This is a genomic window from Pseudomonas sp. 20-5 (assembly GCF_056782835.1).
The window spans coordinates 5521901-5541074 of record NZ_CM165584.1; the positions used below are offsets into that span (position 1 = coordinate 5521901).

General features: G+C 68.2%; 22 protein-coding genes. 12 read left to right on the forward strand and 10 right to left on the reverse strand.

All coding sequences use genetic code 11. The features are described 5' to 3' along the window. The first annotated feature begins 38 nt into the window (after nt 1-38). Both AC1RB9_RS25520 and osmE read left to right on the forward strand, forming a co-directional pair. Nucleotides 39-578, forward strand: a complete 540-nt coding sequence (locus AC1RB9_RS25520) for an MOSC domain-containing protein (RefSeq protein ID WP_003095483.1) — start codon at nt 39-41, stop codon at nt 576-578. 88 nt (nt 579-666) lie between these two features. Further along, complete coding sequence (gene osmE / locus AC1RB9_RS25525; protein WP_003095488.1) at nt 667-1011, forward strand: osmotically-inducible lipoprotein OsmE; 345 nt, start codon at nt 667-669, stop codon at nt 1009-1011. Nucleotides 1012-1054: 43 nt separating this feature from the next. Here the strand turns inward: osmE and AC1RB9_RS25530 are convergent, their stop codons facing one another. Next, nucleotides 1055-1462 carry a Rho termination factor N-terminal domain-containing protein gene (locus AC1RB9_RS25530; protein WP_003095492.1) on the reverse strand — a complete coding sequence of 136 codons (408 nt, stop codon included), beginning with the start codon at nt 1460-1462 and terminating at the stop codon, nt 1055-1057. Nucleotides 1463-1608: 146 nt separating this feature from the next. On the opposite strand from AC1RB9_RS25530, the gene brlR reads away from it, so the two are divergent. Next, a complete protein-coding gene (gene brlR, locus AC1RB9_RS25535) occupies nt 1609-2421 on the forward strand; it encodes a c-di-GMP-binding multidrug transporter transcriptional regulator BrlR (protein ID WP_481864877.1) in 813 nt (270 codons plus the stop codon). Nucleotide 2422: 1 nt separating this feature from the next. On the opposite strand, the gene AC1RB9_RS25540 is transcribed toward brlR, so the two are convergent. Beyond that, nucleotides 2423-4492 (reverse strand): AsmA family protein, encoded by a 2070-nt coding sequence (locus tag AC1RB9_RS25540; protein ID WP_003112310.1) that lies wholly within the window; start codon nt 4490-4492, stop codon nt 2423-2425. A 298-nt stretch (nt 4493-4790) separates the two neighbouring features. Between AC1RB9_RS25540 and AC1RB9_RS25545 the strand changes: the two genes are divergently transcribed. Both AC1RB9_RS25545 and AC1RB9_RS25550 read left to right on the forward strand, forming a co-directional pair. Next, nucleotides 4791-5324 (forward strand): ferritin-like domain-containing protein, encoded by a 534-nt coding sequence (locus AC1RB9_RS25545; protein ID WP_003161885.1) that lies wholly within the window; start codon nt 4791-4793, stop codon nt 5322-5324. Between the two features lie 275 nt (nt 5325-5599). Beyond that, complete coding sequence (locus AC1RB9_RS25550) at nt 5600-5941, forward strand: hypothetical protein (RefSeq protein WP_003095507.1); 342 nt, start codon at nt 5600-5602, stop codon at nt 5939-5941. A 113-nt stretch (nt 5942-6054) separates the two neighbouring features. Here AC1RB9_RS25550 and AC1RB9_RS25555 read toward each other — a convergent pair whose 3' ends face one another. The 3 genes from AC1RB9_RS25555 to AC1RB9_RS25565 are packed head-to-tail and all read right to left on the reverse strand — an operon-like array spanning nt 6055 to nt 8110. Next, on the reverse strand, nt 6055-6822 hold the full coding sequence (locus tag AC1RB9_RS25555; RefSeq protein ID WP_003099511.1) for a molybdopterin-binding protein: 768 nt from the start codon (nt 6820-6822) through the stop codon (nt 6055-6057). Beyond that, the gene (locus tag AC1RB9_RS25560; RefSeq protein ID WP_003095511.1) at nt 6819-7433 is read right to left on the reverse strand and encodes a cytochrome b/b6 domain-containing protein; all 615 of its coding nucleotides are present in this window, start codon (nt 7431-7433) and stop codon (nt 6819-6821) included. The genes AC1RB9_RS25555 and AC1RB9_RS25560 overlap by 4 nt, the downstream gene beginning before the upstream one ends. Before the next feature lie 53 nt (nt 7434-7486). Next, nucleotides 7487-8110, reverse strand: coding sequence for a hypothetical protein (locus AC1RB9_RS25565; RefSeq protein ID WP_003095513.1), 624 nt, complete (start codon nt 8108-8110; stop codon nt 7487-7489). Between the two features lie 137 nt (nt 8111-8247). Here AC1RB9_RS25565 and AC1RB9_RS25570 point away from each other — a divergent pair, with 137 nt between their 5' ends. Together AC1RB9_RS25570 and AC1RB9_RS25575 are read left to right on the forward strand one after the other, a co-directional pair. Further along, complete coding sequence (locus AC1RB9_RS25570; RefSeq protein WP_003095515.1) at nt 8248-8937, forward strand: heavy metal response regulator transcription factor; 690 nt, start codon at nt 8248-8250, stop codon at nt 8935-8937. Further along, nucleotides 8916-10307 (forward strand): sensor histidine kinase, encoded by a 1392-nt coding sequence (locus AC1RB9_RS25575; RefSeq protein ID WP_003099516.1) that lies wholly within the window; start codon nt 8916-8918, stop codon nt 10305-10307. The genes AC1RB9_RS25570 and AC1RB9_RS25575 overlap by 22 nt, the downstream gene beginning before the upstream one ends. Here AC1RB9_RS25575 and AC1RB9_RS25580 read toward each other — a convergent pair. From AC1RB9_RS25580 to AC1RB9_RS25590, 3 genes are all read right to left on the reverse strand, one after another. After that, on the reverse strand, nt 10298-11614 hold the full coding sequence (locus tag AC1RB9_RS25580; protein ID WP_003095519.1) for an MFS transporter: 1317 nt from the start codon (nt 11612-11614) through the stop codon (nt 10298-10300). The genes AC1RB9_RS25575 and AC1RB9_RS25580 overlap by 10 nt on opposite strands. A 219-nt stretch (nt 11615-11833) precedes the next feature. Then, a complete protein-coding gene (desB, locus tag AC1RB9_RS25585) occupies nt 11834-12946 on the reverse strand; it encodes a fatty acid desaturase DesB (protein ID WP_079275417.1) in 1113 nt (370 codons plus the stop codon). Continuing rightward, complete coding sequence (locus AC1RB9_RS25590; protein WP_003123551.1) at nt 12943-14043, reverse strand: ferredoxin reductase; 1101 nt, start codon at nt 14041-14043, stop codon at nt 12943-12945. The genes desB and AC1RB9_RS25590 overlap by 4 nt, the downstream gene beginning before the upstream one ends. A 158-nt stretch (nt 14044-14201) precedes the next feature. Here AC1RB9_RS25590 and desT point away from each other — a divergent pair, with 158 nt between their 5' ends. From desT to AC1RB9_RS25615, 5 genes are all read left to right on the forward strand, one after another. After that, complete coding sequence (desT, locus tag AC1RB9_RS25595; protein WP_003095524.1) at nt 14202-14831, forward strand: TetR family transcriptional regulator DesT; 630 nt, start codon at nt 14202-14204, stop codon at nt 14829-14831. A 229-nt stretch (nt 14832-15060) separates the two neighbouring features. Further along, nucleotides 15061-15564: an urease accessory protein UreE gene (gene ureE / locus AC1RB9_RS25600; RefSeq protein ID WP_003095526.1), complete on the forward strand. Its 504-nt coding sequence runs from the start codon at nt 15061-15063 to the stop codon at nt 15562-15564. After that, entirely contained in the window at nt 15561-16232 is a 672-nt protein-coding gene (locus AC1RB9_RS25605; RefSeq protein WP_003095528.1) for an urease accessory protein UreF, read from the forward strand. Before ureE ends, AC1RB9_RS25605 begins: the two co-directional genes overlap by 4 nt. A 10-nt stretch (nt 16233-16242) precedes the next feature. Continuing rightward, nucleotides 16243-16857, forward strand: coding sequence for an urease accessory protein UreG (gene ureG, locus AC1RB9_RS25610; protein ID WP_003095530.1), 615 nt, complete (start codon nt 16243-16245; stop codon nt 16855-16857). Nucleotides 16858-16886: 29 nt separating this feature from the next. Then, nucleotides 16887-17459: a HupE/UreJ family protein gene (locus AC1RB9_RS25615; RefSeq protein ID WP_003116120.1), complete on the forward strand. Its 573-nt coding sequence runs from the start codon at nt 16887-16889 to the stop codon at nt 17457-17459. Between the two features lie 16 nt (nt 17460-17475). Here the strand turns inward: AC1RB9_RS25615 and AC1RB9_RS25620 are convergent, their stop codons facing one another. After that, complete coding sequence (locus AC1RB9_RS25620; RefSeq protein WP_003457381.1) at nt 17476-18498, reverse strand: FecR family protein; 1023 nt, start codon at nt 18496-18498, stop codon at nt 17476-17478. Next, nucleotides 18491-19027, reverse strand: coding sequence for a sigma-70 family RNA polymerase sigma factor (locus AC1RB9_RS25625; protein WP_003457384.1), 537 nt, complete (start codon nt 19025-19027; stop codon nt 18491-18493). The genes AC1RB9_RS25620 and AC1RB9_RS25625 overlap by 8 nt, the downstream gene beginning before the upstream one ends. Nucleotides 19028-19174 lie beyond the last annotated feature (147 nt).

Here is a 19174-nt window from a genome sequence, read left to right on the forward strand (position 1 = left end):
TCGCGGCTAGACTGACGCTTCGCACGAGGAGGAGTTCCATGCAACAGGTCATCGCGGTGAGCCTCTGCGCCACCCACGCGTTCAGCAAGCAGGTGCGTCCCGCCATCCGCCTCCTGAAAGGCCTCGGCGTCGAGGGCGACGCCCACCACGGCGTCACCGTGAAGCACCGCTCGCGGGTGCGGCAGGACCCGACCCAGCCGAACCTGCGCCAGGTCCACCTGATCCACGAGGAACTGCACGACGAGCTACGCGCCAGCGGCTTCGCCATCGGCCCGGGGACCATGGGCGAGAACATCACCACCCGTGGCGTCGACCTGCTCGGCCTGCCCACCGGCACCCGCCTGCGCCTGGGGGAAAGCGCCCTGGTCGAGCTGACCGGCCTGCGCAATCCCTGCTCGCAGCTGGACAACTACCAGCCCGGACTGACCGCCGCCGTGCTCGGCCGCGACGAACAGGGCAACCTGATTCGCAAGGCCGGGGTGATGGCGATCGTCCTGGAAGACGGCGAGGTTCGCCCCGGCGACGCCATCGATATCCAGCTGCCCCCCTTGCCGCACCGGGCCCTGGAGAAGGTCTGAGGCAATCCGCCGCGATTCCGGGCGAACTCTGCGCGAGGGCCTGCGTTCCAATGTTGGCAAGCACCGCTCAACCACAAGGAGTCACAGCATGTACAAGCAGTCACTGGCGGCACTGTTCGTGATGGCAACCCTGGCCGGCTGCGCGTCGACCAAGGTGCAGAACCCGGTCAACTACATCACCTTCCGCAACGAACCGCTGGTCAAGGATGTCGAGAAAGGCATGAGCCAGCAGGAAGTCCTGCGCATCGGCGGCACGCCTTCCGGCACCCAGAAGCGCCTGATGAAACCGGGGAGCTGCAACAGCTACATCCTCAACAAGGACGGCCAGCAGCAGCCGTTCTACGTCAGTTTCGACGGCAGCGGCAAGGTCGACGGCTCGGGCTTCCTGAGCTGCTCCGAGCTGGACCGCCACGAGCGCGACGCCCGCCCCTGACGGCTCGACGCCCCGCTTCCTTACGGAGGCGGGGCGTCTGCGTTCAGGCCCGGGACAGGGCCTCGATCAGTTCGGCCTTGCGCATCGTCGAACGACCGCGGATGTCGCGCTTGCGCGCCAGCTGCATCAATTCCTCGCGGGTCATCTCGCTCACCGAGGTGCTGCCTTGACGTTTGCCACGGCTCGCCGAGCCGCGGTTGGCCGGTCTCCCTGAGCGGGCCTGGGCGGCGCGATGGGCCGAGTCCTTGCGGTCGGCGCGCTTGGCCGTCTCGCTCTTGGCGCGGCCGGAACCGCCCTTGCGCTCGCCGCCGCCGGACTGCTTGTTCACCGTCGCCCAGGCGCGCGCCTCGGCTTCCGATTCGCTCACACCCTTGGCCTTGTAGCTCTCCTCGATGTGCTCGGCCTTGCGCTGCTGCTTGTCGCTGTACTTGCTCTTGTCGCCACGGGGCATGGGGATATCTCCCTTTGCGATGGGTTCACTGTTGGGACCGGGAGGCGACGGCGGACGTTCAGAGAAAGTGCGCACCGGCACAAACCCCTTGACCTTGCCCCAGGGGCAATCCGTAGTCTGCCGGTATCCCGCAGCAGGAACCGGAAATGCTCACCATCGGCCAACTGGCGCGAATCTTCGAGATCTCCACCAAGACGCTTCGCCACTACGATGCCATCGGCCTGTTCGTCCCCGCGCGCACCGGTAGCGACAACGGCTACCGCTACTACCAGCCGGAACAGATCGAGCAGCTCTCGCGCATACTCGCGCTGCGCCGGCTGGACGTTCCGCTGGAAGCCATCGACCGCCTGAAACGCGATGGCGCGCTGGACGACCCGCAACGCCTGCGGCATTTCCTGCAACGACACCAGCACACCCTGCGCGAAGAGATCAGCGCCCGCCAGCGCCTGCTGGCGGAACTCGACCGAACCCTGGCGACGCTCGCCCACTGGAAGATCCGCAACATGCATGCACGAATCGTCGAACGTCCCGCCTTCAGCGTGGTGGGCATGGAATACTTCGGCAGCGCCCCCGGCGACACCATCGGCCAGCTCTGGGAACGCTTCATCCCGCGCGAGCACGAGATCGCCGGCAAGCACGATCCCGAGGTCTCCTATGGCATCTGCGCGCAGCAGCCCAACGGCGAATTCCACTACGTCGCCGGCTTCGAGGTGCAGGAGGGCTGGCCGGTGCCGGAGGGCATGGTGCGCTTCCAGGTGCCGGCGCAGAAGTACGCGGTGTTCACCCACAAGGGCACGGCGCCGCAGATCGCCGAGAGCTTCCAGGCGATCTACAGCCACCTGCTCGCCGAACGCGGCCTGGAGCCCAAGGCGGGGGTCGACTTCGAATACTACGACCAGCGTTTCCGCGGACCGCTGGATCCGAACTCGCAAGTCGACCTGTATATCCCCATCTACTGAATCAGCGCTTGCCGGCCGGCACCTTGGCTGGCAAGCGCATGCGCTGCAGCAGCGCGGTGCACTGGTTGTCGTCGCTTTTGCTCGGCGCCACCAGCGCCAGCAGGCTGGCCGCCGGGCCCACCGTCACGCCGAGGGCTATCATTCCCGCGCCGCGCGCCACCAGCGGCCCGGCATGGACCCCGGCGTCGGGCTTGGCGAAGGTGCCGCGCACGTACAGCGGCGAGCGCAGCGAGAAGATCCGCAAGCCCTTGCTGTGCGGGGTGACATCGAGATCGAGCTTCTCGTTGGCGAAGTTCACCGTGCCGTCGACGTTGACCAGCGCGTTCTCGGTGTCGAAGACGAACAGCCGGCTGGTCATCAGGCCCTTCTGCAGGCCGAAGTCGGCGGCCGCGCAGTTGATCTTCACCTCGTCGTCGCCGAACAGCTTGGTCACCAGGTAGTTTCCGACATTGAGGCCGGCGATTTCGGTCAGGCCCTTGCTGATCGCGCCGTCGTTGATCAGCATCTTCAATTCGCCATCGGCGCCGCCGAGGATCTTCGCCACCGAATTGCCACTGCCGCTGAGACTGGCGTCGCCGTTCAGCTCGCCGAAGCTGGTCTGCATCGGCGCGAAGCCGGGGAACAACTGCTTCAGCTTGAAGCCCCGCGCGCTCATCTTCACTCGGCTCTGCATCGGCTGCTTGCCGCCGTCCAGGCGGATGTCCGACTCCAGCTTGCCGCCGGCCACGCCGAAGCGCAGGGGCTCCAGGCGCAGCAGGCCGTCGTTGAGCACCAGATGGGTATAGAGGTCGCTGATCGGCAACTGGTCGCTGTGGACGATACGCTTGCCGGTGAATTCCACGTCGGCGTCCATGTCGCGCCAGCGCTCGGTACGGAATTCCTCCACCGGCAGCACCTTGTCGCCCGGCTGGCGGCTGGTCTGCCCGCGCTTCTGTTTTTCGGCATTGCTGTCGGCGCCGATCAGCGGGCCGAGGTCGGCGAAGCGCAGTTGCTCGGAGGTCAGCTTGCCGGACAGCTTCGGCCTAGGCTGGCGAGCGACGAAGGTCAGGCTGCCGTGCAGGTCGCTGGCGCCGACCTTGCCGTTGAAGTTCTCGTAGCGGAACAGTGCGCCGCCCTCCTCCTTGAGCCGCGCCAGCAGGTGTCCGTCGGTGGAGTAGGCCGGAGTGTCCGGCAGGGTGATGCCGGTCAGCGGATAGAGATTGGCCATGCTGGTCCCGGACAGCTTCAGGCGCAGGTCGAGGGCGCCGAGGTTGAGCGGGTCGGTCAGGGTGCCGACCACCGCGGCACGGGTGCTGCCGGCACTGACCTCGGCCTGTAGCGGGAAGGGCTTGCTCGCATCCTGCAACGCCAGCATCCCGCCGACCTTGCCCGAGCCGGCCAGAGCCTGGCCCTTGTAGGTGCCCTTGACCTTCCAGCCGAACACATAGTCCTGGGCGTTCGCCGCATCGCCCGTGGCCAGCGCCTTGCCGGCCAACTGACCGAACGGCACCGGCTTGCCGAGCGGGTCGACCAGCACTTCCAGACGGGTCTTCAAACGCTGGTCGTCGAGGCTGACGCTACCCTTGTCGAAACCGATCTCGCGGATGTCCAGTTGCCAGGCGGACGGCTCGTCGCTGTCGCTGGCAGGCAGGTCGAAATCCCAATTGGCGCGGCCGTCGGCCAGGCGCAGGAGCTCGGCGCGCGGCTGGGTCAGCTTGATCTGTGGAATGCGGATGGTCTGCCAGAGCAACGGCAACGGCGCGAGGCGGAATTCGATGCGTTCCAGGCTGGCGAACTCGCTCGCCTTGGTCTTGCCCGCCGTCCACTCCGGGTTGCCGAGGGTGATGTCCTCGGCGCTGAAGCGCGGCCAGGGGATCCAGGCGCGCCAGCCTTCCTCGCCCTCCTCGCGGCGCCAGGCCACGGCGAGGTTGCCGTTGATGGCGAACGGGCGGTTCAGCGCCGCCGAGACCTTTTCGTTGAGGGTGGGCTTGATCAGGTTCCAGTCGAAGGTGGCGATGAACACCACCAACGCCGCCAGCAGCAGGACCAGGCTGGCGAGGCTCCAGGTCAGGATCTTTCGGCCGCGCGTCATGCACAACTCCTTTTCGCCGCGTCGGTTGTCGGGCAGGCGCGGCAGCGCGCCTCGCTCAGCCCGTCAGTGTGCAGGCTGGCCCATGGACTCGCCAGCGCGAATACGCCGGCCCGTTCCGTTAGGACCGGCGAAAAGCCGGCATTGCTCCCCGTCCCACGCATTTCAGGCAAAAGGCCAGTTCGGCGGCGGGTCGATAAAACTTTTTCGACCGCGCGGGACTCACACCTTAGGTAAGCAGAAAAAAGCCGGCCGCAGAGCCGGCCCCTTTTTCACCGGATCAGCCCCAAGGAGATAACCGATGACCACCGCTCAACTGACGGACGTCCAGACCCTTCGCGACCGTGCCCGCAAGAACATCCAGGAAGGCGCGGTCACCGAAGGCTATTCGGCCGATCGCCAGACCGTCCTGCGCCTGCTCAACGAAGCGCTCGCCACCGAGTTGGTCTGCTTCCTGCGCTACAAGCGCCACTACTTCATGGCCACCGGCCTTAAGGCGAGCATCGCCGCCGCCGAGTTCCTCGAGCACGCCAACCAGGAAATGCAGCATGCCGACCAGTTGGCCGAGCGCATCATGCAACTGGGCGGCGAGCCGGACTTCAATCCGCGCGGCCTGGAGGAGCGCTCCCATGCCGAATACGTCGAAGGCAAGACCCTGAAGGACATGGTCACCGAGAACCTGATCGCCGAGCGCATCGCCATCGACAGCTATCGCGAGATCATCACCTACCTCGGTAACGACGACCCCACCACCCGACGCATTTTCGAGGAAATCCTGGCCCAGGAAGAAGAACACGCAGACGACATGGCCGACATCCTCGACGACCTCGCCTGACTCCAGAGCAAGACCCGTCCGAGAGCCGGCGCCCGCAGCGCCGGCTTTTCTTTTCGCCTTATTTATCCAATTTATCGATTAAATAGAGAAAAGCTAACTATCCTTTACGAAATCTTCTACATCACAAAAATAATCAACTAACTTACTGATAAGTAATAAGAAAACACATAATCACCCATGTCGATAGACACTATCATCGCACTTCGTTTTTAAATCGACTTATCCGAACTGAAAATGACTCCAACGCAATCGACAACCCACTCGGAGTCACCGTCATGAAAGCTTCCCTGATCCTCGGCCTCGCCCTCGCCACCCTGACCGCCAACGCCGCCTTCGCCGCCGATGGCTCCAGCCGCACCATCGACCGGCTGCACCAGGACATGTCCAGCGTCGAACTGCGCATCGCCGACAACGGCAGCGAGCAGACCATCGACCGCCTGCACAAGGACATGACCAAAGCCGAAGCCCGCCTGGCCGACAACGGCAGCGAGCAGACCGTCGACCGCCTGCACAAGGACATGACCAAGGCCGAAGCCCGCCTGGCCGACAACGGCAGCGAACAGACCGTGGACCGCCTGCATCGCAGCATGAGCCGTTTCGACCTGCGCACCGCCTGACCGCTCGCTACGCCGCAAGGCGCGAGAAAAGCCCGGCTCGATGCCGGGCTTTCCTATTTTCCCATCCCTGTCGCGCTGGGCGCATGGCCCGAGGCAAGCCGCACTCTCCCGCCTCAGACTCCGCTGAACCAGTTGTAGCCCTGGTCCTCCCAGTAACCTCCGGGATTGCTGTTGCTGACGAAGATCTCCACCACGTGCTTGGCGTTCTTGAAGCCGAGCTTGGTGGGAATCCGCAGGCGCAGCGGATAGCCGTTCTCCTCCGGCAGCGCCTGCCCGGACATCTCCAGCGCCAGCAGGGTCTGCGGATGCAGCGCGCTGGGCATGTCGAGGCTGGAGTAGTAGCGGTCGGCGCACTTGAAGCCAACGTACTTCGCCGAGGTGTCGGCGCCGACCAGCTCCAGGAAGGTGCGCAGCGGCACTCCGCTCCACTGGCCGATCGCGCTCCAGCCCTCGATGCAGATCAGTTGCGTGACCTGGCTGGCCTGCGGCAGCCGGCGCAGTTGCTCCAGGCTCCAGGGGCGCTTGTCGCGGACCCGCCCGGAAACCTGCAGGCGGTATTCCGGCAGGTCGATCTCCGGCACGTTGTAGGCCGGGTAGAACGCGTTGAAGGGGAACGGCGAGGCCACCTGCGACGGATCGAAGGTCGGCGCCAGCCGCGTACGGCTGAACAGCCAGGCCTGGACCCGGTCGTTCCAGCGCGACATGGCCCAGAGTACCTTGTCGACCGAATCGCCATCCTGTAGCCGGCACCCCGAGAGCATCGCCAGGGCGCCCAGGGACAGGCCGCCGCGCAACAGCAGGCGGCGTTGCAAATCGACCATCTGCCGCTCGCTGGACGGGTCGACCGCGATCTTCGCGCGCTTCTTCTCCGGCCCCTTCATCCTTCGCTCCTCCGTCCGCGCCGCCACTCGCGTCCGATGATCATCGGCAGCAGGGTGCGCGGCACCAACAGCACCAGCAGCAGGTGCACGACGACGAACCCGACGACCCCGGCCATGGCCAGGAAATGCACCCAGCGCGCACCCTGGAAGCCACCGAACAGCGCGGTCAGCCCGTGCAGTTGCACCGGTTTCCAGATCGCCAGCCCGGACAGCACCAGCAGCGCACCGAGCGCCAGGACCAGCCAGTACAACAGGCGCTGCACCGCGTTGTAGCGGCCCGGCTCATGGACCAGGCGCAGGCCGAGGGCGAGGCGCAGGTCGCGCCAGACGCCGGCCGCGCTCAAAGGCAGGAAGTCGCGACGAAAATGCCCGCTGGACAGTCCGTAGGCGAGGTAGCACAGGCCGTTGCCGAGCAGCAGCCACATGGCGGCGAGATGCCAGGCGATGGAACCGCCGAGCCAGCCGCCGAGGGTCGCCCAGGCGGGAAAACGGAAATCCAGCAGCGGCGAAGCGTTGTAGATGCCCCAGCCGCTGCCGATCAGGCAGGCCATGGCATAGGCATTGAGCCAGTGGCAGAGTCTCACCGGCCAGGCGTGCAACGCACGGTTCATGGCTTTTCTCCCAGGAAACCCGGCCGGGACGGACGCGCCGTCCCGGCGAAACCTCACATCGGCGGGGTCACGCCGTCCTTGCCGACCGAGATGGCCAGGGCGGTGAGGCTGCCGTCGGCGCCCTTCTGCGGGAACAGCACGACCTTGGCGCCAGGCTTGAGCAGGCTGCGCTCGCCCGGCTCCAGGCTGACGATGGGCACGTCGTCCGGCACCACCACGGTCTTCTCGCCATCGCCGTATTTCACGGTCATGCGCCGGCCCTGGCTGACCACCAGGTTGCCGACCGTACCGTTGGTCATGGTCGAGGCGCTGCCATCGGCGTTCTCCCAGGGCCGGTGGCCTTCGCCGCTGCCGCGCAGGCTGGGGGCGAAGACATGCACCTCGAGGGCCTTCAGGGTGCCGTCGGGCTGCGGCACGGCGGCAGTGCCGATGAAGCTGTCGGGCTGGATGTCCTCCGGCTTCGCCAGCGACACGGCGCGGATCGCGGTCTTGTCGGTGAGCCTGACCGTCAGTTGCTGGCCGTTGCGGGCCTTCAGTTGCAGGTGGTCGTCGGCGGCCTGCTGGATGGTGCCGCGCAGCGGCTGCAGCATGCCCGCAGGCGGTTGCGCGGCGAAGCTGGCGGCACTGGCCAGGAGCAGGCCGAAGAGCAGCGCGGGGGAAGCCTTGAGTCGAAGCATCGGTCGATCCTCGGTGGGGTTGAGCCTCGATGGTCGCCCCGCCGGCGGTACCCGGAGATGACTTTCGCATGACAAAAATGTCACCGAGTCCGCGCCGCGCGCTGGCTAGAATGGCGGCGAACGAGGGGGAACGAGACATGCGCATCCTGGTGATCGAAGACGATACGAAGACCGGCGAGTACCTGAAGAAGGGCCTCGGCGAGTCGGGCTATGCGGTCGACTGGTCGCAGCACGGCGCCGACGGTCTCTACCTGGCGCTGGAGAACCGCTACGACCTGGTGGTCCTCGACGTGATGCTGCCCGGCCTGGACGGTTGGCAGATCATGGAAGTGCTGCGCAAGAAGCACGATGTGCCGGTGCTCTTCCTCACCGCCCGCGACCAGCTGCAAGACCGTATCCGCGGCCTCGAACTGGGTGCTGACGACTACCTGGTGAAACCCTTCTCCTTCACCGAGTTGCTGCTGCGTATCCGTACCCTGCTGCGCCGCGGCGTGGTCCGCGAGGCAGAGCAGGTGCAACTGGCCGATCTGCAGCTGGACGTGCTGCGGCGCAAGGTCAGCCGCCAGGGGCAGGTGATCGCCCTGACCAACAAGGAGTTCGCCCTCCTGCACCTGCTGATGCGCCGCGAGGGCGAGGTGCTGTCGCGCACCCTGATCGCCTCGGAGGTCTGGGACATGAACTTCGACAGCGACACCAACGTCGTCGACGTGGCGATCAAGCGCCTGCGCGCCAAGGTCGACAATCCCTTCCCGAACAAGCTGATCCATACCGTGCGCGGCATCGGTTACGTCTGCGAGGAGCGCCCGTGCCCGCCCGCCGCTCCCTGACCCTCTACGCGGCGCTGCTGTTCGCCGCGGTGGCGGCGCTGGTGGTCAGCGCGGTCGGCTTCTACCTGTACCGCTCGGTGGAAGAGGCGATGCTGCGGCGCAGCGACGTGATGGTCGCCGGCCGGGTCGAGCACTTCCGCAACCTGCTGCGCGACAACCTCACCCTGGCCGAGCTGAAGGCGCGCCCGCGTCTGTTCGAGAACATGCTCGGCAACGAGCAGGACATCCTGCTCCTCGGTCAGCCCGGCGAGGCGCCGATCGTCGCGGTCAACCCGCGCCACGAACGCCTGCCGTCGCTACGGGTGGTCGCCGCCGGCCAGGCGTTGAATCCGTCCGTCGTGCACGCCGCGCTGACCCACGACGGCATCCCGATGCGCGTGCTCGCCGCCGAGGTCCTGGTCGGCGGCCGCGAGCCGTTGCAGATCACCGCCGCACACCTGCTGCTGGGCGAGACGCGGATGCTCGCCCAGTACCGCGACCGGGTCATCGCCGCCGTGCTGCTGGCGTTCCTTGGCACCGCCCTGCTCGGCTGGCTGGTCCTGCGCCACGGCCTGCGCCCGCTGCGCACGCTGGCGGCGAAGGCGGCGGAGATCCATCCGACCAGCCTGGATACCCGCCTCGACGTCGCCGCCGCGCCTGCCGAGTTGCAGCAGGTGGCACAGTCGTTCAACGCCATGCTCGAACGCCTAGACGACGGCTACCAGCGTCTGCAGCAGTTCTCCGCCGACCTCGCCCATGAGATCCGCACGCCCATCGGTTCGCTGATGGGCCACGGCCAGGTGGCCCTGCGCCAGCCGCGCAGCAACGAGGAGTACCAGGCGCTGATCGCCTCCAACCAGGAAGAGCTGGAGCGCATCGCGCGGATGGTCGAGAGCATCCTGTTCCTCGCTCGCGCCGACGACGTACGGGCAGCGGTGGAGCGCAGCCGCCTGGACCTGGGCGAAGAACTGCGGCGCCAGGCGGAGTATTTCGAAGGGCTGGCCGAGGAACGTGGGCTGAGCCTCGACGTCCAGGTCAGCGGCCAGCTACGCGCCGATCCGCAACTGTTCCGCCGGGCGCTGAGCAACCTGCTGGCCAACGCCATCCGCTACGCCAGCGCCGACAGCCTGATCGAAGTGCGCGGCCTGCGCCGATCGGGGGAATTCCTGCTGAGCGTGGAGAACGCCTGCGACAGGCTGCCGGCCGAACCGCTGTCGCGCCTGTTCGACCGTTTCTACCGTGGCGACGCCGCGCGCAGCGACGCCCAGTCCAGCGGTCTCGGCCTGGCCATCGTCCAGGCAATCATGCGCCTGCACGGCGGCCGCGCCGAAGCGAGTGCACCGGCTCCGGGACGCATCCGCTTCGACCTGGCGTTCCCGGCTCAGGACTGAGCGGGTTTCTCGCCGGCGTCCGGCTCGCCGTCGGAGCGGCCGATATTCGCCGGCGCCTCCACCACCAGCTCCTCCGGCACTTCCTCGACGCGCGGGTCGAGGGTGGCGGCCATCGGGCTGACCGTGTCCGGCATCGCCACGTGTTGCAGCGGCGCCTCGTCGACCCGGTGTTCGCCGGTGACGCGCTTGGGCTGCACCCAGAACACCAGCAGCACCGCGTAGCCGGACACCAGCATGTAGAACAGTCCCGGACCGAAGTGGCGCATCAGCGCGCCGGCCACCAGCGGACCGATACAGGCGCCGACCCCGTAGGTGGTCAGGAGCATCGCCGACAACGCGACCCGGCGCGGCTGCTCGACGTGGTCGTTGGCCAGCGCCACCGCCAGCGGATAGAGGGTGAACAGCAGCATGCCGGTAACGAACCCGTTGGCCAGCAGCAACCAGTACGGCAGCGTCACCAGCCCCCACATCGGGATCGAGGCCAGGCACAGCAGCACCGCATTGCCGCGGATCAGCCAACTGCGGTCGAGGCGGTCGGACAGCCAACCCAGCGGCCACTGCGCACAGAAGCCGGCGACGATGCACATGCCGACGAAGAAACTCGATTGCGAGGCATCCAGGCCGTTGCGGTTGGCGTAGACCGGCGCCAGGCCGTAGAAGGCGCCGACCATCAGGCCGGCGATGAAGATGGTGCCCAGCGCCTGCGGCACGCGCTGCCAGAAGAAACGCACTTCCAGCGGCGCGGCGACCAGCTTGGCCGGGTGCACGCGCCGGGTCATGGCCAGCGGGATCAGGCACGAGGCGAAGCAGATGGCGACCAGCAGCAGCGGCTTGTAGTCGAGGGTCGGGCTCAGCGCCAGCAGGCCCTGGCCGAGCACCAGGCCAAGGTCGACGGCGACCATGTAGCCGGCGAACACCTTGCCGCGCTGGTGGCTCTCGGCCTGCTCGTTGAGCCAGCTCTCGATCACCATGTACTGGTTCATCATCACCGCGCCGGTGATGAAGCGCAGCAGCAGCCAGACTTCCAGCTGATCGACCAGGGCATGCAGCAGCACGGTCACGGTGGCAATCCCGGCGCAAGCCACGTAGGAACGGATATGGCCGAAGCTGGCGATCAGCTTGTGTCCGAATTTTCCACCGCAGACCAGGCCGAAATAGTAGGACGCCATCAGCCCGCCGACCCACAGGTCGCCTGCGCCTTCCTGGGTCAGGCGCAGGCCGATGTAGGTGGTGAACAGGCCGGAGCCGGCCAGCATGAGCAGGGTGGCGGTGTAGAGCGCGGGAAAGGTGACGAGCGGGCTGAACATGACGGTTCCTAGACGGACGGGCCCCACGGCCGGCATCCGCCGAGCATTGTTAGATTCGGGAAGGATCGACGCTGCTGGCCGATCGCGGGCGCAGGCCGTCCTGCGTTCGGCGAGACTCCGACGCCACGCGGCGGCCGGAAGCCACGTCGCGGTGCACAGGGCGGCATTATCCCCGCTCCGGAGCGGCCCCGCCACGGGCGCCGCGAGCGTTCCGTCGGCTCAGCCGCGCCCCGCCGGGAGGGGCTCGCGCGGCGGCAGCCGATATACCCAGATGCGCCGCAAGACAGTGAGGAATTGCCGTCCCAGGCGTCCGCTGTTGTAGGTCTGCCCGTAGCGCCGGGCGATTTCGCGGACCTCGCGGGACAACGCGGCGTAGCGACGCGCCGGCAGGTCCGGGTAGAGGTGGTGCTCGATCTGGTGGCTGAGGTTGCCGGTCAGGATGTGGAACAGCGGCCCGCCCTCCAGGTTGCTGGAGCCGCGCAACTGGCGCAGGTACCAGTGGCCACGGGTCTCTCCCTCCAGCACCGAGGGCGGGAAGACCACCGCCTTCTCGGTGAAGTGGCCGCAGAAGATCACCGTGAAGGTCCACAGGTTGCGCAGCACGTTGGCCAGCAGGTTACCGACGAACACCGCGCCGAAGCCGCCGGCGAACAGGCCGAGAAGCGGGAACAGCAGGTAGTCCTTGGTCCACTGGCGACCCAGCTTGGCACGCAGGCGGCGTAGCAGCGGCATGAGTTCGGCCTTGTCCAGGCGCCCCTTGGCGTACTTGTCCAGGCGCAGATGCTGGATCGCCACCGCGTACTGGAACAGCAGCGCCTGCAGCGTCACCCACAGCGGTTGCCAGCGGTAGAACGGCTTCCAGCGCTGCTCCGGGAACAGGCGCACGACCCCATAGCCGACGTCGTCGTCCTTGCCCAGCACGTTGGTGTAGGTGTGGTGGATATGGTTGTGGGTGTGCCGCCAGAAGTCGGACGGCCCGGCGATGTCCCACTCGTAGGCGCGGCCGGCGAATTCCGGATCGTTCATCCAGTCGTACTGGCCGTGCATGACGTTGTGGCCCAGCTCCATGTTCTCGAGGATCTTGCCCAGGCCGAGAAGCAGGCTGCCGAGCAGCCAGGTCGGCGGCAGCCAGCCGAACATCAGCAGCGCCCTGCCGCTCCAGCAGCAGACGCGCACCGCCGCGCGGACCCGGCGGATGTAGCGCGCGTCGTCCGCGCCGAGATCGGCCAGGGTACGCAGGTGCAGGGCATCGAGTTCGGCGCCGAAGGCCGCCAGTTGTTCCGGGATCAGTTCGCGGTCGTCGCGCATCGCAGGGCTCGCAGGTCGGTTCACAGGTCCAGCGCCAGGTCGCCGTGGGCGGCGCTGACGCAGAGGCGGATAGGCTGGCCGGGCTCGCTGCACAGCGCGCCGCTGCGCAGGTCGCGCACGCAGCCGCTGAGCAGGACGCAGGTGCAACTGGCGCAGATGCCCTGGCGGCAACCGTGGGCCGGGCGCAGGCCGTGGGCCTCGGCCTGTTCCAGCAGGCTGGCGGCGCTGTCGCCGGAGACTTCCCGCTGCGACCGGGCGAAGCGCAGGCGCACTTCGCGCGGCGCCTCCCCGCTGCGCCAGCGCGGGACGCTGAAGGATTCCGTCTGCAAGCCGGCGAAGCGTGCCCCCAGTTGCTCGCCCACCGCCTCGACGAAAGCCGCCGGCCCGCAGGCCAGGGCCTGGCTGCGTGCCAGGTCGGCTGCCCAGCCGTCCAGGTGGCGCGGCTGGAAATGCCCCTCCAGGCAGCCATCGGCCCGCGCCCCGCGGGTCAGGCTCCAGCGCAACTCCAGGTTCGGGTGGCGCGCCGCCAGCGCCTCCAGCTCGCCGAGCCAGGCGCGCTGGCCGGGATGACGGACGTAGTGCAGCCACAGCACGGGACCGCGATAGCCGTTCTCCAGCGCCTCGCGGAGCAGGCCGAGCAAGGGCGTCAGGCCGCTGCCGGCGGCCAGCAGGCAGACCGCCTCGGCCTGCATCGGCCAGCGCAGATCGCCTTGCGCGGGTTGCAACTCGACACGCTGGCCGACCGCCAGGTGTTCGCACAACCAGGGCGAGAGCAGCCCGTCCGGGTGACGCTTGACGGCGATTTCCAGGCGCTCGCCGACCACCCGGGTCAGGCTGTAGCTGCGCCCGACCCGCACCCCGTCGCGCTCCGCCAGCAGCTGGATGTGCTGGCCCGGCCGCGCCGGCGGCCAGCCGGGGGCGGTACGCAGGGCCAGGGCGAGCATATCGTCGGCCACCCAGTAGCGTGCCTCGACCCGCGCATAGTGGCGGTTCAGCGACGCCAGCGGATGGGCGTGGCGCAGCAGGCCGTCGACATCGGCCTCACGCAGCCAGCCACGGGCGGCGAGACGGCGCAGGGGTGCGAGCAAAGGGGTCAGGAGCGCGAGGGGAAGCAAGGCCATGGAAAATATTTCAGTGAACGATCGTTCACAAAACTTTGCCCGTTCCGCGCAATCGAGTCAACAAGCGTTCACTGATGTATCCTTCGACCGCTGCCGTCCCCGGTTCGACCGGGTCGCAGGGCTTTTGCTACAGTCGCCGGTCCGCCAAAGGAAGCCGTATGTCCTCACCCCGCGCCGAACAGAAACAGCAGACCCGCCACGCGCTGATGAGCGCCGCGCGCCACCTGATGGAAAGCGGGCGCGGCTTCGGCAGCCTCAGCCTGCGCGAAGTGACGCGCGCCGCCGGCATCGTCCCGGCCGGCTTCTACCGGCACTTCAGCGACATGGACCAGCTCGGCCTGGCGCTGGTCGCCGAAGTCGACGAGACCTTCCGCGCCACCCTGCGCGCGGTGCGCCGCAACGAGTTCGAACTGGGCGGGCTGATCGACGCCTCGGTGCGCATCTTCCTCGACGCGGTCGGCGCCAACCGCTCGCAGTTCCTCTTCCTCGCCCGCGAGCAATACGGCGGCTCGTTGCCGATCCGCCAGGCCATCGCCAGCCTGCGCCAGCGCATCACCGACGACCTGGCCGCCGACCTGGCGCTGCTGAACAAGATGCCGCACCTCGACGGCGCGGCCCTCGACGTGTTCGCCGACCTGGTGGTGAAGACTGTCTTCGCCACCCTTCCGGAGCTGATCGACCCACCCGCCGCCGATCTGCCGCCGCACCTGATGCCGGCCGCGAAGATCACCCACCAGCTGCGTTTCATCATGATCGGCGGCAAGCACTGGCACGGCCTGCCCGACTGACCCCACACCTCCCCAGCGGACCTCCGGCTCGGCGTTCGCCCGCGGACTAGACGCGCGCGCACCTTTCCGGTGCGGCAAAAAAGTCGTTGCGCACCAACCTGGCGCGCTGCAATATTTTGTTACATCCCTATGGCCCCGTTTTCCCGGTACAGGCGTCCCGCATCGACCTGGCAAGGCCCTTGCTGGTGCTTGTTGTGATTCCTTTCCTGTCGCATTGCGGAAACTGCCCATGCTGGTCATTCACCAACGCCTGCCCGCCCGCTCGCCCCGCTGGGACGAAGAACTCCACCTGACCTACGAGGCGCGCAGCAAGAGCCGCCTGCGCTGCTTCGCGGCGAGCGGCGAGGAGGTCGGCCTGTTCCTCGAGCGCGGCCAGCCGCCGCTGGCCGACGGCGACTGCCTGGAGGCCCGCGACGGTCGCCTGGTGCGGGTCGTCGCCCGCTCCGAACGTCTGCTCCACGTCACCTGCGCCAGCCCGCTGGAACTGACCCGCGCCGCCTACCACCTGGGCAACCGTCACGTCGCCCTGCAGGTCGGCGACGGCTGGCTGCGCCTGCTCGACGACTACGTGCTGAAAGCCATGCTCGAACAGCTCGGCGCCACGGTGGAGGCCATCGAGGCGCCGTTCCAGCCGGAGCACGGTGCCTACGGCGGAGGCCACCACCACTCGCACCATGGCGAGGCGGAGTTCAACTACGCGCCGCGCCTGCACCAGTTCGGCGTGCGCCGGTGAACAGCATCTGGGCGCGCCTGCGCCTGGCCAGCTCGCAGTTGCCGATCGGCGGATACAGCTATTCCCAGGGCCTGGAGGCGGCCCTCGACAATGGCTGGGTGCGCGACGCCGAGAGCGCGCGGACCTGGCTGGTCGACCAGTTGCAACTGAACCTGGCGCGCTTCGAGGCGCCGCTGCTGGCCGGCCTGCTGCGCGCCGCGTTGATCGGCGACTGGGCCGCCTGCGATGCGGCCAGCGAGCGCCATAGGGCCAGCCGCGAGACCCGCGAGCTGGCCCAAGAGAGCCGGCAGATGGGCTTTTCCCTGCACCAATTGCTGGAAGCCCTGCCCGAACTCGACGCTCCCGGCCGCGCCTGGCTGGCGCGCCAGGACCCGCCCAATCTCGCCGCCGCCTGGGCGATGGCCGCGCGCGCCTGGCGCCTGGACGCCGAGGAGGCGCTGAGTGCCTGGTTCTGGAGCTGGCTGGAAAACCAGTTGGCGGTGCTGATGAAAACCCTGCCGCTCGGCCAACTGGCCGCGCAGAAACTTGCTTCCAGCCTGCTGCCGGAACTCGACCGCGCCTGCGCCGAGGCGCTGCGGCGGCCCGCCGTCGAGGGCAGCGCCGCGTTCGGTCTGGCGCTGGCCAGCATGACCCACGAAACCCAGTACAGCCGTCTGTTCCGTTCCTAGGAGAAACCCCATGACATCCCAACCCCTGCGTGTCGGCATCGGCGGTCCGGTGGGCTCCGGCAAGACCGCCCTGACCCTGGCCCTGTGTCGCGAACTGCGCGAGCGCTACAACCTCGCGGTGGTCACCAACGACATCTATACCCAGGAAGACGCGGAATTCCTGGTGCGCAACGAGGCCCTCGCCCCCGAGCGGATCATCGGCGTGGAAACCGGCGGCTGCCCGCACACGGCGATCCGCGAGGACGCCTCGATCAACCTGGAGGCGGTGGACCAGCTCAACCGGCGCTTCCCCGGCCTCGAACTGATCCTGGTGGAATCCGGCGGCGACAACCTGTCGGCCACCTTCAGCCCCGAGCTGTCCGACCTGACCCTCTATGTGATCGACGTTTCCGCCGGCGACAAGATCCCGCGCAAGGGCGGCCCCGGCATCTGCAAGTCGGACCTGCTGGTGATCAACAAGATCGACCTGGCGCCGCTGGTCGGCGCCTCCCTCGACGTGATGGACCGGGACGCCCGGCGCATGCGCGGCGACAAGCCGTTCGTGTTCAGCAACCAGAAGACCGGCCAGGGGCTGGACGAAATCATCGCCTTCATCGAGCGCCAGGGCCTGCTGACCGCCGCCTGACGCCACCTCGCAACGACAAGGAACCGCCAATGAAACTGCCCAAGCTGCTCGCCGCCCTCGCCCTGCTCGCCGCGCCGGCGCTGGCCTTCGCCCACCCCGGCCACGGCGAACACGGCCTGGTCGCCGGCCTCGCCCATCCGCTCACCGGCCTCGACCACCTGCTGGCGATGTTCGCCGTCGGCCTCTGGGCCGCCCAGCAACAGGGAGCCGCGCGCCTCGCCCTGCCCTGCACCTTCGTCGGCACCATGCTGGTCGGCGGGCTGCTCGGCTTCGAGGGCCTGCAACTGCCGTTCATGGAGACCGGCATCGCCGCCTCGGTGCTCGCCCTCGGCCTCTGCGTGGCCCTCGCCGTGCGCCCGCCGCTGCCGCTGGCGATGGCCGCCACCGCGCTGTTCGCCCTGGCCCACGGGGTCGCCCACGGCCTGGAGCTGCCGGCCCTCTCCAGCCCCTGGCTGTACGCGCTCGGTTTCGTCGCCGCCACCGCCGCGCTGCACGCCGCCGGCTACGCGCTGGTGCGCTTCCTGCCGCAGGCGGCCGCGCCCCTGGTACGTCTCGCCGGGCTGGCCTCGGCGGGCGCCGGGGTCTGGTTGCTGGCCGGCTGAGCCGCCGCGCCTCCCCTCAGCGCCTGATCAGCACCCGTCGGCCTTGGTGCACGAGGCGCAGGCCATGGGTCTGTGCCAGCATCGCCAGGGCCAGCGGCAGGTCGTCGACGGGAAAGGTGCCGGAGACACGAAGCGGGTCCAGCGACGGCTCGCACTCGATGCTCTCGCCGCCGTAGCGCATCAGTTCTCCCGCCCACTGCCGCAGCGGCATGTCGTCGGCCACCAGCAGGCCCTGGCGCCAGGCCAGCGCGGCCTCGCTGGCGGACTCGACGGCGCCGATCCGCTGGCGATCGAAGCGCACCCGCTGGCCAGCCTCGATCACCCGGCCATCCGCCGCGCTCGCGGCGCCCTCCGGACGCACCTGGACCGCGCCTTCGTACACCGCCAGCACTGTCTCTGCGCCCTCGCGTCGGACGCTGAAGGCGGTACCCAGCGCGCGCATCAGGCCCTGTTCGGTGCGCACCAGGAACGGCCGCGGCGGCTCGCGCCGATCCGCCGCGGTGCGGAGGTAGATCTCTCCGCGATACAGGCGCAGCAGGCGCTGGCCGGCGTCGTAGCGCACGTCCAGCGCGCTGTCGGTGTTCATCTCGACCTGGCTGCCGTCCTCCAGCACCAGGTCGCGCCGCTCGCCGACGGCAGTGAGGTAGTCGGCGCCGAAGCCGTCGCGCCAGACCTGCGCGCGCCATCCCCACCAGACCAGCGGTGCGCCGCCGAGCAGCAGGGCGAGGCCGCGCAGGACAGCGCGCCGGCCGCTGCCGGACGGACGCTCGAGCGCACGCCGGGCCAGCGCCGGCGGCAGCGAACCGATATTCGCCAGCAGACGCTCGGCGCGCCGCCAGGCGCGCTGGTGCTCGGGGCTGCGCGAGCGCCAGGACTCCAGCTCGGCCTGCTGCGCCGGAGCCAGCGGCCCCTCCTGCATCAGCAGCAGCCAGGAGGCGGTCTCCCTGAGCACCTGCGGGGCGATCGCCTCGGCGGCCGGCGGCCCGGAAAGCTCCGTATCGCCCGCCTGCGGCGCCCGGCGGGAAGCGCGGTCATTCATCGGGCATCAGGCTCAGGCAGGTCACGTAGGCCTGGTGGATGAACTTCTTCACCGTCGGCAGCGCGACGCCCAGCGCCTGGGCGATGTCCTTCTGCTTCATGCCGTCCAGCGTCGCCATCAGGAATGCCTGTTTCACCCGCGGGCGCAGGGTGTCGAGCAGCGCGTCGATCTCGTGCAGGGTCTCGACGATCACGCTCTGTTGTTCCGGCGACGGCTGCAACGGCTCGGGCAGCGTGGCCAGGGCCTCCAGCCAGGCAAGTTCCAGCGATTGGCGACGGCGCCAACTGACCAGCACGCAGTTGGCGATACGGGTGAGATAGGCGCGCGGCTGACGGATCGCGTCACGCTGGCCGCCATCGCGGCTGGCGAGGATGCGCAGGAAGGTGTCGTGGGCCAGGTCGTCGGCCACGCCGCGTCCCCAGGAGCGAAGTCGGTAGGCCAGCCAGTTGCGCAACCAGGCATGGTTTTCACGGTAGAGCGTGGCGACGCCGTCGCGGTCCGCGGACAGGCAGGAACTCGGCGCATTCATCGGAGGCGCATTCATCGGAATAGTCAGCTGGATTCAATCGCAAATGAAAACTATTATCACTAATTTTGCGTTGACCACAATGCCGGCGACCCTTTCCGTCCGGCCCGCCGAACCCGAAATATCCCTTTTCCGATCTCGTGCGACAGA